The sequence below is a fragment of the Saccharothrix lopnurensis genome (assembly GCF_042658445.1).
Classification (GTDB): Bacteria; Actinomycetota; Actinomycetes; order Mycobacteriales; family Pseudonocardiaceae; genus Actinosynnema; species Actinosynnema lopnurensis.
Genome location: NZ_JBHSQO010000001.1, coordinates 403,202 through 422,450, shown reverse-complemented (window position 1 = coordinate 422,450; position 19,249 = coordinate 403,202). Strand labels below are relative to the sequence as shown.

The 19,249-nt window shown below is 75.9% G+C and carries 17 protein-coding genes and 1 pseudogene; 12 read left to right on the top strand and 6 right to left on the bottom strand.

Translation table 11 applies throughout. From position 1 onward, the window contains the following. Window positions 1-274 precede the first annotated feature (274 nt). Entirely contained in the window at window positions 275-2,044 is a 1,770-nt protein-coding gene (locus ACFP3R_RS01900) for a cellulase family glycosylhydrolase (RefSeq protein WP_380632075.1), read from the bottom strand. A gap of 269 nt (window positions 2,045-2,313) precedes the next feature. Between ACFP3R_RS01900 and ACFP3R_RS01895 the strand changes: the two genes are divergently transcribed. After that, the gene (locus tag ACFP3R_RS01895) at window positions 2,314-3,603 is read left to right on the top strand and encodes a cation:proton antiporter (RefSeq protein ID WP_380632074.1); all 1,290 of its coding nucleotides are present in this window, start codon (window positions 2,314-2,316) and stop codon (window positions 3,601-3,603) included. A gap of 74 nt (window positions 3,604-3,677) precedes the next feature. Here the strand turns inward: ACFP3R_RS01895 and ACFP3R_RS01890 are convergent, their stop codons facing one another. Further along, entirely contained in the window at window positions 3,678-4,745 is a 1,068-nt protein-coding gene (locus tag ACFP3R_RS01890) for a PucR family transcriptional regulator (RefSeq protein ID WP_380632072.1), read from the bottom strand. Window positions 4,746-4,790: 45 nt separating this feature from the next. Here ACFP3R_RS01890 and ACFP3R_RS01885 point away from each other — a divergent pair, with 45 nt between their 5' ends. Then, window positions 4,791-5,456 (top strand): hypothetical protein, encoded by a 666-nt coding sequence (locus ACFP3R_RS01885; protein WP_380632071.1) that lies wholly within the window; start codon window positions 4,791-4,793, stop codon window positions 5,454-5,456. Between the two features lie 6 nt (window positions 5,457-5,462). Here the strand turns inward: ACFP3R_RS01885 and ACFP3R_RS01880 are convergent, their stop codons facing one another. Beyond that, a complete protein-coding gene (locus ACFP3R_RS01880; protein WP_380632070.1) occupies window positions 5,463-5,831 on the bottom strand; it encodes an anti-sigma factor antagonist in 369 nt (122 codons plus the stop codon). Between the two features lie 221 nt (window positions 5,832-6,052). Between ACFP3R_RS01880 and ACFP3R_RS01875 the strand changes: the two genes are divergently transcribed. Continuing rightward, window positions 6,053-6,334 carry a hypothetical protein gene (locus ACFP3R_RS01875; RefSeq protein ID WP_380632069.1) on the top strand — a complete coding sequence of 94 codons (282 nt, stop codon included), beginning with the start codon at window positions 6,053-6,055 and terminating at the stop codon, window positions 6,332-6,334. Between the two features lie 20 nt (window positions 6,335-6,354). Continuing rightward, window positions 6,355-6,639 (top strand): hypothetical protein, encoded by a 285-nt coding sequence (locus tag ACFP3R_RS01870; RefSeq protein ID WP_380632068.1) that lies wholly within the window; start codon window positions 6,355-6,357, stop codon window positions 6,637-6,639. Window positions 6,640-6,681: 42 nt separating this feature from the next. Here ACFP3R_RS01870 and ACFP3R_RS01865 read toward each other — a convergent pair whose 3' ends face one another. Beyond that, window positions 6,682-9,495: a helix-turn-helix transcriptional regulator gene (locus ACFP3R_RS01865; RefSeq protein ID WP_380632067.1), complete on the bottom strand. Its 2,814-nt coding sequence runs from the start codon at window positions 9,493-9,495 to the stop codon at window positions 6,682-6,684. 203 nt (window positions 9,496-9,698) lie between these two features. Between ACFP3R_RS01865 and ACFP3R_RS01860 the strand changes: the two genes are divergently transcribed. From ACFP3R_RS01860 to ACFP3R_RS01835, 6 genes are all read left to right on the top strand, one after another. After that, on the top strand, window positions 9,699-10,073 hold the full coding sequence (locus tag ACFP3R_RS01860) for a hypothetical protein (RefSeq protein ID WP_380632066.1): 375 nt from the start codon (window positions 9,699-9,701) through the stop codon (window positions 10,071-10,073). A 39-nt stretch (window positions 10,074-10,112) separates the two neighbouring features. Further along, the gene (locus tag ACFP3R_RS01855; RefSeq protein ID WP_380632064.1) at window positions 10,113-11,201 is read left to right on the top strand and encodes an S-(hydroxymethyl)mycothiol dehydrogenase; all 1,089 of its coding nucleotides are present in this window, start codon (window positions 10,113-10,115) and stop codon (window positions 11,199-11,201) included. Further along, window positions 11,198-11,827, top strand: coding sequence for an MBL fold metallo-hydrolase (locus ACFP3R_RS01850; protein ID WP_380632063.1), 630 nt, complete (start codon window positions 11,198-11,200; stop codon window positions 11,825-11,827). The genes ACFP3R_RS01855 and ACFP3R_RS01850 overlap by 4 nt, the downstream gene beginning before the upstream one ends. Before the next feature lie 97 nt (window positions 11,828-11,924). After that, complete coding sequence (locus ACFP3R_RS01845; RefSeq protein ID WP_380632061.1) at window positions 11,925-12,692, top strand: alpha/beta fold hydrolase; 768 nt, start codon at window positions 11,925-11,927, stop codon at window positions 12,690-12,692. Window positions 12,693-12,865: 173 nt separating this feature from the next. Further along, entirely contained in the window at window positions 12,866-12,988 is a 123-nt protein-coding gene (locus tag ACFP3R_RS01840) for a hypothetical protein (RefSeq protein WP_380632060.1), read from the top strand. An 86-nt stretch (window positions 12,989-13,074) separates the two neighbouring features. Beyond that, window positions 13,075-13,317, top strand: a complete 243-nt coding sequence (locus tag ACFP3R_RS01835; protein ID WP_380632059.1) for a hypothetical protein — start codon at window positions 13,075-13,077, stop codon at window positions 13,315-13,317. On the opposite strand, the gene ACFP3R_RS01830 is transcribed toward ACFP3R_RS01835, so the two are convergent. Next, on the bottom strand, window positions 13,306-14,475 hold the full coding sequence (locus ACFP3R_RS01830; RefSeq protein WP_380632057.1) for an extracellular catalytic domain type 1 short-chain-length polyhydroxyalkanoate depolymerase: 1,170 nt from the start codon (window positions 14,473-14,475) through the stop codon (window positions 13,306-13,308). The two genes, ACFP3R_RS01835 and ACFP3R_RS01830, sit on opposite strands and share 12 nt — an antisense overlap. A gap of 137 nt (window positions 14,476-14,612) precedes the next feature. Then, window positions 14,613-17,942, bottom strand: coding sequence for a BTAD domain-containing putative transcriptional regulator (locus ACFP3R_RS01825; protein WP_380632127.1), 3,330 nt, complete (start codon window positions 17,940-17,942; stop codon window positions 14,613-14,615). A gap of 168 nt (window positions 17,943-18,110) precedes the next feature. Between ACFP3R_RS01825 and ACFP3R_RS01820 the strand changes: the two genes are divergently transcribed. Continuing rightward, window positions 18,111-18,983, top strand: a complete 873-nt coding sequence (locus tag ACFP3R_RS01820) for an alpha/beta fold hydrolase (protein WP_380632056.1) — start codon at window positions 18,111-18,113, stop codon at window positions 18,981-18,983. Between the two features lie 78 nt (window positions 18,984-19,061). Continuing rightward, a pseudogene (locus ACFP3R_RS01815) lies at window positions 19,062-19,223 on the top strand (FAD-dependent monooxygenase); the annotation flags it as partial. Window positions 19,224-19,249 lie beyond the last annotated feature (26 nt).

Below are 19,249 nucleotides of genomic sequence, written 5' to 3'. Positions count from 1 at the left end.
TCCACGGGGGAAACGCTCAACTTCCCGCAGAGGTCCGGGTGCCGGAAAGCCACAGGGCCGGTGCGACCAGCTGACTGGTCGCACCGGCCCACGCGGGGGAGGTGGTGCACCGGGCGAGAGGTGGCGAATCGGGCCCGGAAGGTGGCGCACCCGGAGGGAGGTGGCGAATCAGGCCCGGAAAGTGGCGCACCGGGCGAGAGGTGGCGCACCAGGAGGGAGGTGGTGCACCGGGCGCGGCCGGGGGTGCTGTCCGGCCGCGCCCGGTCCGGCGGGGTCAGGTCGCGGTGCAGCTCACCGCGGTGACACCGCCGGTCGCCTGGCCGTTGGCGACGAACCCGAACGTCGCCGAGGCCGAGGGCGCCAGGGAGCCGTTGTGGGCGGTGTTGGTGACCGTGCCGCCGGTCAGCGTGCCGTTCCACAGGCTGGTGATGGTCCGCCCGCCGGCGACGGACAGTTCGACGCTCCAGCCGCGGGTCGAGGCGGTGCCGGTGTTGGTCACCGCGACCTCCGCCTGGAAGCCGCCCTGCCGGCTGGTGGTGGTGCGGTAGATGGCGGTGCAGCCGGAGCCGCCGCCCGTGCCCGGCCGGGTCGTGGCCGTCACCTCGGCCGTCGCCGGGGAAAGGTTGCCCGCCGCGTCCTTGGCTCGCAGCGCGTAGCTGTAGCGGGTGTTCGGGGTGAGCCCGGTGTCGGTGTAGCGCTCGCCCAGGCTGATGCCGGTGGTGCTGCCCTCGCCGCCGAGGCGGACCTGGTGGTCGAGGCCGACGAACTTGCCGACGAACTTGCCGGCGTGCTGCCACAGGGCGGGCTTGAGCAGGGCGTACTTGGTCTCGTCCCAGGTCTTCCAGTCGTCGAGCAGCAGGCCGCCCGTGTCACCGGAGTTCGGGTTGAGCACCCAGAACGTCTGGTGCAGGCCCTCCTCCACGATGAGGTCGCGCAGGGCGGCCATCCACCGGTCCTGCCGCTCGTCCTGGCCGAGCCGCCCGCCCCACTCCCCGATCAGCAGCGGCGCGGCGCCCTGCTCGTGGAGGTAGAGCCAGTTCGGCCGCCACACGTCGGCGATCAGCGACTCCTTGGTGAACGGCTTGTCGAACCACGGCTGGTTGAACACCAGCGGGCCGTAGTCGTGCGGCGAGTAGACCAGCTGGTCCTGGTGCGCGCCGAGGTCGACCGGGTGCTCGGCCACGCCGCGCGGGTTCCCGCCCCACCAGGTGTGGTGGTAGTTCGGGGACAGGTCGGGGTCGGTGTCGGGCGACTGCCACGTCTCACCGGCGCGCGGGTAGACCTCGACGCCCTCGCACAGGATCAGGACCTTCGGGTTGATCGCCAGGACGCGCCTGCCCGCGGTCTCGCAGACGTGCTTCCAGTTGTCGACGTCGGTGGAGCCGTCCCACTTGGCGCGCGGCGGCTGGTTCGGGGTGCCGTGCGGCTCGTTCTTGACGTCCATCGCCACGATGGTGTCGTTGTCCCGGTAGCGCGCGGTGACCCATTCCCACGCCTGGTGGAACAGCTCGGTCGTGATCGCGCCCTTGTACCAGACGGGGTGGACGTGGCCGGAGTTGTCGGCCTCGGCGCTGTGCACGTCCAGCAGCACCTTGAGCCCGTGGCGCTCGCAGAGCCGGAGCCAGTGGTCCCAGACCTGGAGGCTGTTCAGGCCGGCCAGCTCGGGGTTGACGTGGGTGTTGACGTTGGGGGCGGTCGCCTGGCCGTTCTTCCACTCCAGCAGCAGCCGGGTGGAGATCGGCACCCGGACGATGTTGATGCCGCGGTCGGCCATCGACCTGGTGACCTCGGCGATGTTGGCCGACCACAGGCCGTGGAACACGCGCTCGGTGGCGTTGAAGCCGAACCAGTTGGCGCCGGTGAGCCACACCCGGTTGCCCGCCTCGTCGACGATCTGGTTGCCCTCGACGTGCAGCCAGTCCTCCCGCGGGGCCGCCGAGGCGGCGGGGGTGGCGGCCGCGCAGGCGAGCGCGGTCAGCGCCGTCGCCGCGACGAGTGCCGCCGCCCGGCGCCACCGCGCCCGGCCCGGTCGTGTCGTCCTCATGTGCTGCTGTCCCGACCTTCCGACGTTGGAACCCGGTTTCGGCGCGGCTGCGGCGGGGGCGCTCCACCGGCGGCGATTCTTTCTGGGAGCGCTCCCAGTCCCGGCGTAGTGCAGGCGTTCGAGCCCGGTTGGCAACATCCCGCGCGCACAGTTGTCCACTATGGACACATTGGGCCGATCAGGTGACGAGTGGCGGTCTCGTTCGGGTGTTTTGTCGGTCGGGGTCCGGGTACCTGACGGGTCCGACGCGACATCGCAGGAGGTACCTGGTGGAACTCGGCCCGGCCCTGTACGCCGGGGCGGGCCTGGTCACGCTGACGGCGGCGTTGCTGCCCCGGTTGCTGGCCAAGGCGCCGATCTCGATGCCGATGGTGTTCTTGGGGGCGGGCGCGCTGGCGTTCGGCTTCGCCGAGCCGCTGCCGGAGCTGGACCCCAGGCTGCACGGGTCGGTCGTACTGCACCTGACCGAGCTGTGCGTGATCATCTCGCTGATGGGCGCGGGGCTGGCGCTCAACCGGCCCGTCGGCCTCCGGCGGTGGGGCACGACGTGGCGGCTGCTGGGCGTGACGATGCCGTTGACCATGCTGGCGGTCGGCGTGCTCGGCTGGGGGCTGCTGGGGGTGGGGGTGGCGGCCGCGGTGCTGCTCGCGGCGGTGGTGGCGCCCACGGACCCGGTGCTGGCCGGTGAGGTGCAGGTGGCCGAGCCCGCCGAGCACCCGGAGTCCGACGAGGACGAGGCGCGGTTCGCGCTGACCTCGGAGGCGGGCCTGAACGACGGGCTGGCGTTCCCGTTCACCTACGCGGCGGTGGCGATCAGCCTGGTCGGGGTGGCGCCGGGCGGCTGGTTGGCCGAGTGGGTCCTGGTGGACGTGCTGTGGCGGCTCGCGGCGGGTGTGGGCATCGGGGTGCTGGTCGGCTGGCTGCTGGGCCGGTTGTTCTTCTCCGCGCCGTCGGAGAAGTTCCGGTTGGCCGAGCACGCCGAGGGGTTCGTGGCGCTGGCGGCGACGTTCCTGGCCTACGGGGTCGCGGAGCTGGTCGAGGGCTACGGCTTCATCGCGGTGTTCGTGTGCGCCTGCACGGTGCGGGCCGCGGAGCGCCGCCACGACTACCACCACGTGCTGCACCAGTACGTGGAGCAGGCCGAGCGGATGCTCACCGTGGTGATCATCCTGCTGCTGGGGGGTGCGGCGGCGTCCGGGCTGCTGGCGGGCACGGGGTGGCGCGAGGTGCTGTTCGCGGCGGTGGTGCTGCTGGTGGTGCGGCCGGTGGCCGGGTTGGTGGGCCTGGCGGGCGGGAGCACGGGGCCGCGCGAGCGGATGGCGATCTCGTTCTTCGGCGTGCGCGGGGTGGGGTCGCTGTTCTACGTGGCCTACGCCCTGGAGGAGGGCCACTTCGCCGAGGAGGGCGTGATCTGGCGGGTGGTGGCGCTGGTGGTGATCGGTTCGGTGGTGCTGCACGGGCTGTCGGCGACGCCGGTCATGCGGCTGCTGGACCGGCGGCGCGACCGCGAGGCGCGGCGCAAAGGCCACCCGGACGAGGCGGCGGAGACCCCCGTCTGACCGGTTCTTCAGGGGCCTCGGGTCCCGTGCGCTCGGGCCCGAGGCGGTGGCCGCAGGCCGGTCACGCAGGCCGATCACCCCGGGTGGTTCCCCGGCTCCGGCGCGCCCTGGCCGTTCCAGCTCAGCAGTTTCGCGCCGAGCACCGCGGTCTGGAGCGTGAACCCCTGCCGGGGGTCGTCGGCGGCGTAACCGGTGAGCTCGCGGACCCGCTGGAGCCGGTAGGTCACGGTGCGCACGCCCACGTGCAGCTCGCGGGCGCAGGCGGTGGCCACCCGCCCGGCCGCGAAGTAGGCGGCGAGGGTGTCCAGCAGCGGTCCAGGGCCGCCGCGGGCCCGCCGCAGCGGTTCCAGCACCGCGTCGACGAGGTCGGCCAGCGCCGCGCTGTCGCGCAGCAGCACCCGGTAGACGAGCAGGTCGGCGGCCCGGTGCACGCGGCCGGGCAGGTCGAGCCGCTGGGCGATGTCCAGGGCGTTGCGGGCCTGCTCGAACGAGCGCACGGGACCGCCGGGGCCGGGCTGCGGGCGGCCGAGGCCGACGCGCCAGGTCGGTTCGGTCCCCAGCGCCGCCGCGACCTGGCGGGCGAACTCCTCGGGCGCCTCCCCCATCGCCTCGGGCGCCACGCACACCAGCAGCCCGTCCTTGGTGGTGACCAGCACGTCGCGGGAGCCCAGCCGCAGGTGCAGGGCGGTCTCCACGTCGCGGGAGACCTCGCCGCCGTCGATGACCGGTTCCGCGGCGCGCGCGGCGGCCACCACGGTGCTGCCGGCCAGCCGCAGCCCGAACCGCTCGGCGCGCTCGGCGAGGTCCCCGGGGTTGCGGCCGTCGAGCAGGTCGTCGACGAACTCGCGGGCCAGGCCAGCCAGGTGGCGCTCAGGTAGAGGTCGACCAGGTCGCGCAGCGGCACGCCCAGGGTGGCGGCGCGGGCGCCGGTGCCGTGGCGGGCCATCAGCCGCTCCGGGCCCAGCTGGGCGCCGGTGGCGCTGACCTCGGCGAGGTCCTCCAGGTAGCCGTCGAGGAGTTCGGGTGGCGCGTCCCGCGCGTCGCGGCTCGCCCGCGCCACCACGGTCGCCACGTCCAGCCCGGTTCCGGTTCGGCCGCTCATGGCGCCCAGTCTCGCAAGGGGATCTGCACCGTTCCCGCACCTCCCCACCCCGGTGCGCGCACACGGGTGGTCGAGCATCGGTCGGGTGGAGCACTGGTGGCGGGTGGCGGTGGTGTCGACGGCGGTGGCGCTGGGGGTGTTCGCGGTAGGGGTGGCGCCGACGGTGTTGTTCGGTGTGGTGCCGGTCCTGGTGTGGTGCGCCGACCCGCGGCGGTCCCGGCGGGTCGGGGTGCCGGTGGGGGTGGTGCTGCTGGTGCTGCTGGCGTGGTTCGCGCTGCCGCACGGCCTGGGGTGGTCCGGGCGGTGGGTGCCGTCGGCGGCGGAGGTGTGCTGGCTGTACCCGCTGTCGGCGGCGGTGGTGTGCCTGGTGGGCGCGCGGGTGGAGCGGCGGCCGGCGGGCTGCGTGCCGTGGGCGGTGGTGCTGTGCCTGGGGTTCGCGCTGGCCCTGGGCGACCTGGTGCTGCTGGACGAGTCGCCGCCCGGGGACGAGGGGGTCCTGCCGGGTCCGGTGGGGCTGCGGGCCGTGGAGGCGGATCCGGTGTGCGGTTCGGGCGGCTGCGCCCGGGTGGTGGGGTTCGGCGGGGACCGGGCGGCGGTGCGGGCGCACCTGGGGTCGCGTGGCTTCACCACGCCCTCGGGGCGCGGCGGCGGGTGGGTGTGCCGGGTGACCGGGGTCGTGGTGGAGCGGCGGGCGTGCGCGGGGCTGCGGGAGCGGGCCGGGGTGGTCGAGGTCACCTGGTACGTGGGGTGAGGGTGTTCAGCCGGCGGCCAGGGCCTGGTCCAGGGTGGGGTGGACCACCAGCAGGTCGCCCAGGCCGGTGAGCTGCACCGAGCGCATCGCGGGGGTGGTGTCGGTGGCCACGATCCGCAGCCGGGTCTCGGGCACCGCCTGGTCGTGCGCGGCGATGAGCGCCGCCAGGCCGGCCGAGGCCAGCAGGGCCACCCCCCTGAGGTCGACCACCACCACGGCGGGTGGCTCTCGCAGGACTTCGCCGAGCACGCGGCGCAGTTCCGGGGCGGTGACCGCGTCCACCTCCCCGGCGACCGACACCACCACCGCGTCGGCGCGGCGGGTGACGTCGAGGGCGAACCGCTGCGGGTCCGTGGGCTGTGTCGAGGCGTGCACGTCGTGGTCGCCTTTCGTCCGGGGCCGGCCGCCCGGCGGGCCTGGTGAGCCGCCCCGGGCCGGTCCCATCGTCACCCGTCCGGACGCGTACCGCCATTCAGCGGCTCGCCACCGGGCCGCCGGCGGCCCGGGATCTCCCTGGTCTCAGGGATGTTCGGGGCGGTCGGGTTCGCGAGGCTTGGGTACATCGCCCGGCAGGCGGGCGGACGAGGGGAGGACGGATGATCGGGAGGAAGGTGCGGCTGGCCCTGGCCGGCGGCCTGGCGGTCGCGGCCCTGGTCGGGGGGTCGGGCGCGGCCCAGGCCGACAGCGGCGGCGAGCGGGCGGGCGTCGAGCGGGGGTCGGGCGAGGTGGCCGTCGCCGCGGTGTGGCGCGGCGGCTACTACAACTACTACGACTGCGACCTGGCGGGCTTCCAGGGGATCTACCACGGCTGGTGGACCGGCTACATCTGCTCGTACCGGGCGGGTAGCTCGCCGGCGATCTGGGACCTGTACGCGTGACCGGGAACGGGGGAACGACCATGTGGATCAGGAACGTGGCGGCCGGTGCCGCCATCGCGGCGGCCGTCGGCCTGACCGGGGTGCTGGGCGCGGGGGCGGCGACGGCGGCGCCCTCCCCGACCTCGGCGGTGTCGGCGGAGGCGGCGGAGCTGCGCGCGGCCGCCTCGTGGCACCAGATGGAGATGTGGTACGACCTGAGCGCCTGCATGTTCTCGCAGCAGTTCAAGGCGTACCCGACCTACTGCGCCTACGGGCAGTGGGGCAGCACCGGCAGCTACGGCTACGTGCTGTGGGGCTGGTACTGACCTGACCGGCGCGGGGAGGCGGACCGGTTTCCGCCTCCCCGCTCACCCGCGTCGGGCGAACTCCGCGGCCAGCGCCGCCCGCGAGGTGATGTCGAGCTTGACGAAGACGTGCTTGAGGTGGGTCTCCACGGTGTAGCGGGACACGTGGAGCCGCTTGGCCACCTCGGTGTTGGTGAGGCCCTCGGCGACGTGGCGGATCACCACGAGCTCGGTCCCGGTCAGCGAGTCCCAGCCGGTGGTGGCGGGGCGTCGGCGGCCGCGCGGTCCCCGGCGCAGGCCGTGGCCGCGCATCACGGCGTGGACGCGCCGGGCCTCGCCGACCGCACCGCGTTCGTCGAGGGCGTCGAGGGCCCGGTGGAACAGCGGGCGCGCCGCGTCGACCTGCCCGGCGGCGGCGAGCGCGGTGCCCGCCTGCTCGCACGCCAGGGCCAGTTCCACGGGGCGGGGCGCGTCGCGGTAGGCGTCGACCGCCTGGAGCGAGTGGTGCGGCGCGTCCTCGACCAGGCCGCGGCAGCGCAGGGCGGCGCCGGCGGCGGAGGCGGTGCCGAAGCGCCGGGCGGCGGCCTCGGTGTCCCCGGTGACCCGGTGGGCCAGGGCGGTGTCGGACGCCGCCAGCGCGATGCGGACCAGGTCCGGTGGCGCCATCCAGTTGGTGTGCAGGAAGCGCAGCTCGGGCAGCAGGTCCCAGGCGCGGGCCGCGGTGGCGGCGGCGTCGGCGGGCCGGCCGCGCTGCTCCAGCAGCAGCGCCTCCACCCACAGCACCCAGTCGGCGCCCAGGACCGCGCCGCAGGCCCGCAGTTCGGTCCGGGCCCGTTCGACGAGGTCGGCGGCGGTGTCCGGTTCGCCCCGGGCGAGCGCGATCCTGGCCAGCACCGCGAGGACGTGGAAGTTCCAGCGGGTCGCGGTGTCGCGGGCCAGCGCCAGGCAGGCCCCGGCGCCGGTCGCGGCGTCGTCCCAGGAGCCGGCGTGCAGCTCGGCGATGGCGAGGTTGGCCTGGTAGTACGGCAGGACGCTGGCGTTGCCCGAGCGGGAGGCGTCGGCCAGGCCGCGGTGGTGGGTGGCGCGCGCGTCGGCGAGCCGGTCGGCGTCGGCCTGGGCGACGCCCAGGCACAGGTCGGCGATGAGGAACCCGTCGAACGAGGTGGCGGCCGGTGCGGCCGTGGCGGTGCCCTCCCGGCCCAGGACCAGGGCGCGGTCGACCGCGCCGCGGGCGGCGGCGCCCAGGGTGAGCGTCATCAGCGCGGTCGCCTCGGCCACGGCCTTCCCGGCGCGCCGCGCGGCGTCGAGCGACCGCTCCGCCTGCGCCACGGCCTCGGTGACCTCCCCCGTCATCAGCCGCAGGAACGCGCCGGGACCCAGGGTGATGTCGCGGGCCAGCGGGTCGGCGCACTGCTCGGCGGCGAGGGTGATCCGGTGGCCCGCCTCCTGCCACCGGCCCTGCCGCACCAGGGCGTGGGCGACCAGGACGGCCAGCCTGGCCCTGGCGGGCCGGTCGAGGGTGGTGGTGAACACGGTGCCGGCCAGCGCCTCGGCTTCGGCGACGCGACCGGACAGCACCAGCAGCGGGGCCAGTTCGACGACCAGGCCGGGTCGCGCGGGGTCGTGCTCGGGCAGCGCCCCCAGGGCGCGCTCGTACCAGTGCAGGGCCGAGGGGACGGAGTGCCGGGCGCACTCGCGGGCGGCGCGCCAGTACCAGGCCGCCGCGTCGGGTGCGGTCGTCTCAGGCGAGGCCGCGCCGGCGACCTCGACGTGCTCGGCGACCCGGGCGGCCGGCGCGCCGGCGGCGGCCAGGGCGCGGACGACCTCGTGGTGCAGGCTGCCGCGCAGCGCGGGCGGCACGTCCTCGTAGAGGGCCTGGCGGAACATCTCGTGCCGGAACGCCAGGCGCTCGCCGGAGCCGTCGACCACGCCGGTGGCCAGGGCGGGGCGCAGCTCGGTGAGCAGGTCCACCGCCTGCCGGCCGCTGACCGCGGCCAGTTCGCCCGCCAGGCAGGAGGTGCCGAGCACGGCCATGAGGCGCAGCAGGTCCAGTGTGGTCTCGGGCAGGAAGCTGTAGCGCAGCAGCAGCGTCTGGCGCAGGTCGGGCGGCACCGCGCCGGCGGAGGTGTCGACCTGGTTCCCGGCGCGGCGCAGCACCTGCCGCTGGTCGAGGGCCCGCAGCAGCTCCAGCAGGAACAGGGGGTTGCCGCCGGCGGCCCCGGCCAGCCGGCGCAGGCCCGCGCCGGGTTCGGCGTCCAGTGCCCGGTGCAGCAGTTCGACCGCGGCGTCGGGGGTCAGCCCCGCCAGCCGCAGCACCTTCCCGTCGGCGGCGGCGAGCCGGTCGAGGAGCCGGTCCACCTCCTTGCGGCGCGGCACCGGGCGCAGGGTGCCCACGACCAGCAGCGGCCGGTCGGCCAGGTGCCGGACCAGGGCGCCGATCGCGGTCAGGGTCGAGGTGTCGGCCCAGTGCAGGTCCTCCAGCGCGAGGGCCACGGGCGTGCGGGCGGTGCGCTCCTCGAACCACTCCACGATCGTCTCGATCACGGTGAACGACTCGTCCCCGGTGGCCGGGCGGCCCGCGGCGGTCGGGTCGACCGAGTCGAGCGCGGCGCGCAGGCGGTCGCCGGACCGGTCGCCGGACCGCAGGTCGGTGAACACCCGGAACGGGCGGCGGGCGTCGAGTTCGTGCGCGGAGCCGGTGAACAGCTCGAAGCCGCGCTCCCGCGCCCCGGCCTCGACCTCGCGCAGCAGGCGGCTCTTGCCGATGCCCGGTTCGCCCTCGACGAGCAGCGCGGTCGCCCGGCCGGACAGGGCGCGGGCGAGCGCCTCCCGCGCGTGGTCGAGTTCCGCCGCGCGGCCGACCAAGGGAAGCCCCATCCCCCACGCCCCTCCCGCGGGCCGTGCGTGCGACGTCCCCGTTCGTCGGCATCGGCGCGGCCGGAACCGGCAGCGTAACAAGGGGTTCGGGGCGTCGGCCGGCGATTTCCCGGATGCGTTCGGGCGCGGGGCCACGCGCGGGGCGGCGGTCGCGCCCGGCTCCGACCGGCGACCGCGGGCGGAGGTGATCTAGCATCCGCTGGGTGGACCGGACGAGGGTGGGCGCGTGGGCCGTGGTCGTGCTGGTGGTGGCGCAGGCGCTCGCCTCGCTGGTGTCGGTGGACGCGGACGGGCTGCGCGGCACCGGGGTCCTGCTCAACGCGGCGGCGGGCGCGTCCGCGGTGTGGCTGCTGCTGCGCCCCGGGCGCAACCGGTGGCCGCTGACCGCGTGGGCGGCCGGGTTCTTCGGCTGGCACGCGGTCGGCCTGGCGACCCTGGCGGGCCTGGTGACCACCGAGCTGGACGCGGTGTTCACCGGCTCGTGGCCGAGGGAACCCGCCACCGCCTACCAGGCGGTGCTGCTCACCCTGGCCGGTTTCGCCGTCCACCTGCTCCTGCCCCGGCCCGCGCGGGACTGACCCCCGCACCCGACAGCACTTCATCGAGGAGGCAATCCCGTGGCTCAGACGGTTCGTGGTGTGGTGGCCCGGAGCAAGGGCGCGCCGGTGGAGGTGGTCGACGTCGTGGTGCCCGACCCTGGGCCGGGTGAGGCGGTGGTCCGGGTGCAGGCGTGCGGGGTCTGCCACACCGACCTGCACTACCGCGAGGGCGGCATCAACGACGAGTACCCCTTCCTGCTGGGCCACGAGGCCGCCGGTGTCGTGGAGTCGGTGGGCGAGGGCGTCTCCGACGTCGCGCCCGGTGATTTCGTGGTCCTCAACTGGCGGGCGGTGTGCGGGTCCTGCCGGGCGTGCCTGAAGGGCAAGCCCTGGTACTGCTTCAACACCCACAACGCCGCCCAGCCGATGACCCTGGCCGACGGCACGGCGCTGTCCCCCGCGCTGGGGATCGGGGCGTTCGCGGAGAAGACCCTCGTCCACGCCGGGCAGTGCACCAAGGTCGACCCCCGGGTGTCCCCCGCGGTGGCGGGCCTGCTGGGGTGCGGGGTGATGGCGGGGCTGGGCGCGGCGGTCAACACCGGCAACGTCGGCCGCGGCGACTCCGTGGCCGTGATCGGCTGCGGCGGCGTGGGCGCGGCGGCGGTGGCCGGGGCGCGCCTGGCCGGGGCGACCACCGTCGTGGCGGTGGACCTGGACCCGCGCAAGCTGGAGTGGGCGACCGGGTTGGGCGCCACCCACACCGTCAACGCCCGCGACGAGGACGTGGTGGCGCGGGTCAAGGAGCTGACCGGTGGGTTCGGCGCGGACGTGGTGATCGACGCGGTCGGCCGGCCGGAGACCTGGAAGCAGGCTTTCCACGCCCGCGACCTGGCCGGGACGGTGGTGCTGGTCGGCGTGCCCACGCCGGACATGCGGCTGGAGATGCCGCTGCTGGACCTCTTCTCCCACGGTGGCGCGCTGAAGTCCTCCTGGTACGGCGACTGCCTGCCCTCCCGCGACTTCCCCTACCTCATCGACCTGCACCTCCAGGGCAGGCTGGACCTGGACGCCTTCGTCACCGAGACCATCGCGCTGGACCAGGTCGAGGAAGCCTTCGCCAAGATGCACCGCGGCGAGGTCCTGCGCTCGGTGGTGGAGTTCCGATGAGCACCCGCGTCGACCACGGCGTCACCCGCGGCACCTTCAGCCTCGACGGCGAGACCTTCGACGTGGACAACAACGTCTGGGTGATCGGGGACGACGAGGAGTGCGTGGTCGTCGACGCGCCCCACGACGTCGACAAGGTCCTGGGGGTGGTGGCCGGGCGCAGGGTGCGCGCGATCCTGGCCACCCACGCCCACGACGACCACGTCCGGGTGGCGCCCGCGCTGGCCGCGGCCACCGGCGCGCCGGTCCTGCTGCACCCCGACGACCTGGTGGTGTGGCGGCTGACCCACCCCGACACCGACCCCGACGGCGAACTGGCCGACGGGCAGGTCCTCGACATCGCGGGCACCGGGCTGCGGGTGCTGCACACCCCGGGCCACTCCCCCGGCGCGTGCTGCTTCCACGTCCCCGAGCTGGGCGCGGTGTTCACCGGGGACACCCTGTTCCGGGGCGGGCCCGGCGCGACGGGGCGGTCCTTCTCGGACTTCGACACCATCGTCGGCTCGATCTCCCGGCGGCTGCTGACGCTGCCCGCCGACACGGTGGTGCACACCGGGCACGGCGACGACACCACCGTGGGCGCGGAGGCGCCGCACCTGTCGGACTGGCTCAGCCGGGGCCGGTGAGCGGGCGGGGAGCGGATCGCGCACCCCGCCCGACCGGGTTTGGCTGTCACCCGGAGCGGTGAACCGGTGGTGCGTGACCACCGGGAGCAGCACGCGCGTGCGGGACGGTCGACAGCCGCACCGGGTCCGCTGGGACGGCGGTGTCCGCAGCCTGGAGGCCGGGTCCGGTCGGGAGGACGGCCCGGTGGTCGTCCTGGTGCCGGGGCTCGGCGCGCTGGGCTACCTGACCGACGCGCCGGCGGGCTGCGGCGGGTGGGCGCGGTCGTTCCTGCTGGACCTGCCCGGGTTCGGGCACCGGCGGCCGCGGCCGTGCGCGGCGGAGGTGCGGGCGGTGGCCTCCGCCGCGGCCCGGTGGCTGGACCTGGTGGTCGGCGACACCCCGGTGGTGCTGGTCGGCCACTCGACCGGCGCGCAGGCCGCGCTGCACGTCGCCGCCGACCACCCGGACCGGGTGGGCGCGCTGGTGCTGATGGGGCCGACGTTCCCGCCGGAGCAGCGGCGGTTCCCGGCCCTGTTCCGGGCCCACTTCCGCAACTCCCGGCGCGAGCCGCCCGGCCTGGTGCCCGTGACCGTGCCCTACTACCTGCGCGGCGGGCCCCGCGACCTGGCCCGGTTCGTCCGCTCCGCCCAGCACGACCGGCCCGAGCAGGTGATCACCGGGGTGCGCTGCCCGACGCTGCTGGTCCGCGGCGAGCACGACGCGTTCTCACCCCGCGGGTGGGTGGAGCGGCTGGCCGAGGCCGCCCGCGACGGGTGGGCGGAGACCACGGCGGGCGCCCACACCTTCCCCCACCAGCACGGCGGGGCCACCTCGGCGCTGATCGCGCGGGCGGCCCGGCGGGCGGGGATGCTCGGCGACGGCTGAACCCGGTGGTGGGCGGACCGGCGCTGCCGGTCGACTCGACCGACGCCGGCCGCGCCTACCTGCCGGACGCCGGCGGGTCTGATGGGCCACCCGGTGCGGGGCAAGCAGCACTACAGCGACCTGGTTCCCCTGGTGCGCCGCCCCAAGCCGCTGTCGGTGGCCGCCGAACTGCTGTGGCAGGTGCCATCACCCGCGCCGTGCCGGAGCACCGGCACGGCCGCCTCCAGGACGACGCCACCCCGCTGCTGCCGGAGTGGGGCCCGGACCGCGCGCACGCCCTGCTGCCGTCCACCTGACCTGCGTGGTTGCCGCGCCGGACGCCGGGTACCCGAGCGCACCGCTCGCGGACGGCGCGGCGGGCCCGGCGTCGGAGGTCTTGGTCATGGCCCACCCGTCCCTCCCCCAACGGGGGTCGATCGTCACCTACCTCAACCCCGACGTGTTCGCCCCGGAGGCGTTCCTCACCGGCGTGGTCACCGGGACACCCCTGGTGGACCCCGAGACCGACCGCGCCTGGGTGTCGGTGCTGCTGCCCGGCCGCACCACGTTCGTGCTCGACGCGGCCAACATCGTCGAGGTGCGGCCCTCGGTCAGCCCCGAGACCCGACCCGGGTCACAGGGGTGAGCAGTCCGGCTTGTCGGTCCACCCCGTCGAGCACCGGTAGAGCGGAAAGGCCGCGAGGTAGCCGTACCGGGCGCCCAGGGTGTTGTAGTCGGCGACGCCGACGCGCCCGGCGACGTAGTGCTGGGTCGCGGTGCCGGAGGCCGTCGCGGTGTACGGGGGTCGCGGGGTGGTGCCCGTGGAGGTCGTGGTAGGGGTCGGCGAGCCCGCGTCCAAGCCCCAGAAACGGCCCATGTGGTAGGCCGAGCAGATGTTGACGTCCAGGACGTAGGCGCCGGCCGCGCCGCACTGCGCGGGACCCGAACCGGGGTCGACCGGGTGGCCGTGACCCATGCCGGTGATCCGGTACAGCTCCACCACCCCGCCGTACACGCGGTGCGGGTAGCCGGCCACGGTGTCGCTGACCTCCGGGGTCTGGTCGGTGCCGTGCACGTCGGTCCACTGCTCCACCAGCTCGTCGGCGTTGGCGGGGACGACGGTGGTGTCCGCGGTGCCGTGCCAGATGGACACCTTCGGGCGCGGCCCGCCGGAGTGGGCGGCGCGCACCCGGTCACCCCACTGGGCCGGGGTCAGGTTCACCCCCGGGCTCATGCACCCGTACGCCTGCGCCACCGAGGTCGCGCAACCGTGGGGCAGACCCGCGACCACGCCGCCGCCGGAGAACACGTCGGGGTAGGTGGCGAGCAGGACCGAGGTCATCGCGCCGCCCGCGGACAGGCCGCTGGCGTAGGCGGCGCCCGCCCCGGTGTCCTGGCGGGTGCGGTCGACCATCTGCTTGATCGACAGCGGTTCCCCCGCGCCGCGCCGCGTGTCGCCGGGCTCGAACCAGTTGAAGCAGGAGTTGAGGTTGTTGCCCGTGCGCTGCTGCGGGAAGACCACCGAGAAGCGCCACTGCTCGGCCAGCTTCGCCCACCCGGTGCCGGCGACGTAGGTGGTGGCGTTCTGGGTGCAGCCGTGCAGCGCGACGACCACCGGGCGACCGGCGGGCAGCCCGTCGGGCACGTAGCGGAACATCTGGAGGTTGCCGGGGTTGGTGCCGAAACCGGTCACCTCCTGGAGCGAGGCGGCTCGGGCCGGACCCGCCGCGGACAACCCCACGACGGCCACCGCGGCGACCACCGCGGCGGTCAGGACCGCGGTGGCGGGGCGACGAACGGACATGACGCGACCTCCCCGTTGAGGATGAGCGACGACCGCCGCTCGCGTTGCGGTGAATCGTAAGGACCACCGGGTCGGGTTCGCCGTGGTGCGCGCCACCACTCCCGCCGGCGACGGGGTATCGGCACGCCACACTCCACTCAGGACTTGAGGGCCCCGGTCGTGGCGAGCGCGGTGCGGGCGGCGGACGCCCAGTGGGGCGCGCCGGCGCGGTCGGCCACGACCAGCGCGTGGCGGTAGTGGTCGGCCGCCGCCCCGTGACGGCCCAGGACGCGTGCCAGGTCCCCGAGGTGGTGGGCGACGGGCCGCAGCGTGAGCATCCCGCTGCCCGCGCCCGCCACCTCGTCGGCGGCCGGCGCGAGGTCGGCGTACAGGCGCTCGGCGGTCGACCGGTCGCCGCGCCGGACCGCGACGGCGGCGTGCAGGCAGGTGCGGGCCTCGTAGAGCAGGTCGCGCGGCGAATCGGGGACGGCGGTGCCCGCCGCCGGGTCGAGCAGGGGACGGCACCAGGGCTCGTAGGCGCCGAACCCGGTGTCGGGCGCCGGGGGATCGCCGCGCTGGAGGTGGTGGCACAGCAGGGCGAACGACAGGACGCCGCCGTCCACACCGGACATCCCCGTGCCGGCCAGGTGGGCGGCGGCGGCGCGGTAGGCGGCTTCCACCCCGGTGGTCCGCCCCGTGGCGGTGGCGCGCATCGCCCGGTACCAGCGGGTGAACACGCCCACCAGGGGCAGCCGGTGGTCCTCGCCCAACCGGTCGGCCGCCGCGGCGTGGCGGTCGGCGGCGGTGAAGTCGGCCAGCGCCGAACGGGCCTGGAGCAGGACCAGGTGACCCAGGACCTCGAAGGTGACCAGGTCGTGCCGGCGGGCCAGGTCCACCAGTTCGGCGCCGGTGCGGGCGCGGTCCGGGGCGAGGCCGGCGCGGTCGAACGACTGCATGAAGCGGGCGTTGAGGGCGAGGGCCAGCAGCGCCGGATTCCCCGACTCGCGAGCCAGCGCCTCGGCCTCGCGGGCGGCGGCGCGGGCGCGGTCACCGCCGGTCGCGCGCAGCTCCAGGGCGAGGGTGGCCAGCAGTCGGCCCCGGGTCTCGGTGCGGTCGGGTGGGAGGGCGGCCAGGGTGCGCTCGGTGATCCCGGCGATCCGGCGGGCCAGGTCGGGGTCGTCGTGGTCGGTCCAGATCGCGGGCACGTCGAAGGCGCCGATCACGCGGGCGGTCAGGTCGGGATCGCCCAGGCGGTCGGCGAGTTCGACCGCCTCGGCGCGGTGGTGGCGGGCTCGGTCGAGGTCCCCGGTGACGGCTTGGGTGCGGACCATGCCCATGACCAGTTCCAGCCTGGTGGCCGATCCGTGGGTGTCGGCGGGCTGGTCGGTGGCGGGCCGGTCGTGGGCGGGCCGGTCAGTGGTGGGCCGGTCGTGGGCGGCGAGTGCGGCCTGCCACCACCGCGCCGCCTCGTGCGGGGCGCGGTGACGTTCGGCGCGCTCGGCGGCCTCCCGGGCATACCGGGCGGCGCGGGCATCGGTCCCCGGGCTCTCGGCCAGCAGGAAGTGGTGGGCCAGCGCGTCCACCGCCCACGGGCGCAGCCGCTCCAACGCCTCCCCCGCCGCGGCGTGCCACCGGGCCCGGCGCGAACCGGACACGTCCTGGTGCAGCGTGTCCCGCACCAGCGCGTGGGCGAAGCCGAACCGCCCCGGACCGCGCTCGACGAGGAACCCGCGCCGGGCCGCCACCTCCGCCGCGTCGAGCACACCCGGACCGACCAGGACCGCCAGCAGCTCCAGGTCGAGGTCGCCGCCGATCACCGCCGCCCACCGCAGCACCTCGCGGACCGGCTCGGACAGGCCCGCCAGCCGCAACCGCACCACGTCGCGCACCCCCGGCGGCACCGACTCCGCCCAGCCCGCCCCCTCCGCCACGACCAGCCGGGCCAGCTCGCGCACGAAGAACGGGTTGCCACCGCTGCGCCGGTGGATCGCCGCCGCGGTGGCGGGATCGACCTCGTGGCCGGTCGTGGCGCGCACCAGCGCCGGCACCACCGCCGCGGGCAGACCACCCAGGTAGAGGCGGACCGGCTCGGCACGGGCGACCCGGCCGAGCAGGTCGGCCAGGGCCGCGGGGACGTCGGTGGTGCGGTAGGTCGCCACCACCAGCACCGGGTGGGCGGCCGAGTCGGTCACCACCGAGGCCAGCAGGTCCAGGGTCTCCTCCCCCGCCCAGTGCAGGTCGTCGAGCACCACCAGCAGCGGGGCGCGGCGGGCCACCCCGGCCAGGTGCGCGCCGACCGCGCGGTGCCGGTGGAAGCGAGCCACCAGCGGATCGCCGCCGGCCGGGCCGTCCCCCGCCGGCAGGCCGTGACCGGCGGCGGCCAAGGCGTCCAGCACCCGGCTCCACGGCCACGCCGCGGGCAGCCCCTCCGCGTCCGGGTTGGCGCCCCAGGCGGTGATCCACCCGCGCGCACCCAGGAGCCCGGCGAACGCCTCCGCCAGAGCCGTCTTGCCCGCACCCGCATCACCGGACACCAGCACCAGCGCGGGCCGCCGCAGCCCGGCGGCCCGCTCGGCGGCGGCGACCAACCCAGCCACCTCCTCCGCCCGACCGACCAACGCGGGCGCGCCCCCACCGCCCTCCTCCGCCCGATCGCACGACCCGGGCGCGCCCCCACCGCCCGCCGCCACCTCCGACGACCCGCCCACCTCGACCAGGTGAGGCGCCTGCGCCAGGACGTCCGCCTCCAACCGCCGCAGGTCCGGGCCCGGGTCCACCCCCAACGCCTCGGCCAACCCCTCCCGCGCCCGGCGCAACGCACCCAGCGCGTCACCCTGCCGACCCGCCCGGTACAGCGCCAGCGCCAGCAGCCGCCACGCCTCCTCCCGCCAGGGGTGCGCGAGGACGTGCGCCTCCAGGTCCGGCACCGCCACCGCCGCCCGCCCCAGCTCCACCAGCGCCCCCGCCCGCCGCTCCAGCGCCAGCAGCCGCAACTCCTCCAACCGCGCGGCCTCACCCCGCGCCCACGGGAGGTCCGCGAACTCCGCGTAGGCGGGCCCGCGCCACCACCCCAGTGCCTCCTCGACCCGCGCCAACGCCGCCCCGGCGGACAACTCCCCCGACCCGACCACCCCAGCTCCGACCACCGCCGCTCCGACCACCGCCGCCTCGAACCGCCACGCGTCCACGGCCCCCACCTCCGCCCGCAGGGCGTACCCGGGCGGCGCGGTCACCAGCAGCCGAGCCGGGGCGCGCGGCGGCCGATCGGGTTCCAGGGCCCGCCGCAACGCCGCCACGAACGTCCGCAGCGCGCCCACCGCACCCGCCGGCGGCTCCTCCCACAGGTCGTCGACCAGCCGCTCCACCGGCACCACCCGGCCACGCGCGAGCACCAACCGCGCCAGCACCGCCCGGTGCCGCGGCCCGCCCACCCCCACCGGACCCCGGCCGTCCTCGACCACCAGCGGACCGAGCACGCCGAACCGCACCGACACCGACCTCCCTCCCGAGCCGCGCACTCTAACCCGCCCCCACCACCCCGGCAGCCCCACGCCCGGCCACCGCCCACCGGCCCGCTCACCCAACGCTGACCGACCACTCATCGGCCCGGTCCACGCTGGTCACACCGCAGCCCGAACAACCCAGGAAGGCCCACCATGCGCATCCCCGGCTTCCACTACCGACGAGTGACCGTCGCCGACGGCGTGGCGCTCAACGTCGCCACCGCCGGCGAGGGCGACCCCGTCGTGCTGCTGCACGGCTTCCCCCAGACCCACCTGATGTGGCGGCACGTGGCCACCGACCTCGCCGCCGACCACACCGTCATCTGCCCCGACCTGCGCGGCTACGGCGACAGCGACAAACCCGCCGACACCGACGGCCACACCTACAGCAAGCGCACCGCGGCCGGCGACGTCGTCGCCCTCGCCCGCCTGCTCGGCCACGACCGCTTCGCCCTCGCCGGCCACGACCGCGGCGCCCTGGTCGCCACCCGCCTCGGCCTCGACCACCCGGACGCCGTCACCCACCTCGCCCTGCTCGACGTGCTGCCCACCCTCGACACCTGGGAGGTGCTGCACGGCGTCACCGCCTCGGTCGCCTTCCACCTCTACCTCATGGCCCAACCGCCCGGCCTGCCCGAACAGCTCATCAGCGCCGCCCCCGACGCCTTCTTCGGCCACTTCCTCGACACCTGGACCCGCTCCCCCGACGCCATCCCGCCCGAGGTGCGCGCCGCCTACCTGACCGCCTCCCGCGACGCCGTCACCTCGATCGTCGCCGACTACCGCGCCTCCGCCGGCGTCGACGTCGAGCACGACACCGCCGACAAGCGCGCCGGCCACCGGCTCACCATGCCCGTCACCGTCCTCCAGCAGGACTGGGGCGCCGCCCTCGGCTACGACGCCACCGCGCGCTGGCGCGCCTGGGCCGACGACCTGGAGCACACCACCGTGTCCTGCGGCCACTTCATGGCGGAGGAGGCCCCCGCCGACATCGTCAAGGCCCTGCGCGACCTGATGAACCGCTGAACCCGGCCCGAGCCCGCCGGCAGGTGCTGCCGGCGGGCCGGCAGCACGCTGGCAGCGCACCCCGGCACCGTCCCCGGCATGGACACCCGAGTTCTCATCGCCGGAGCCGGACCCACCGGCCTCACCCTCGCCTGCGACCTGGCCCGGCGCGGGGTCGACCACCTCGTCGTCGACCGCGACCCCGGCACGTTCCCCGGTTCCCGCGCCAAGGGCCTCCAGCCCCGCACCCTGGAGGTCTTCGCCTACCTGGAGCGGTGGTCGCGGGC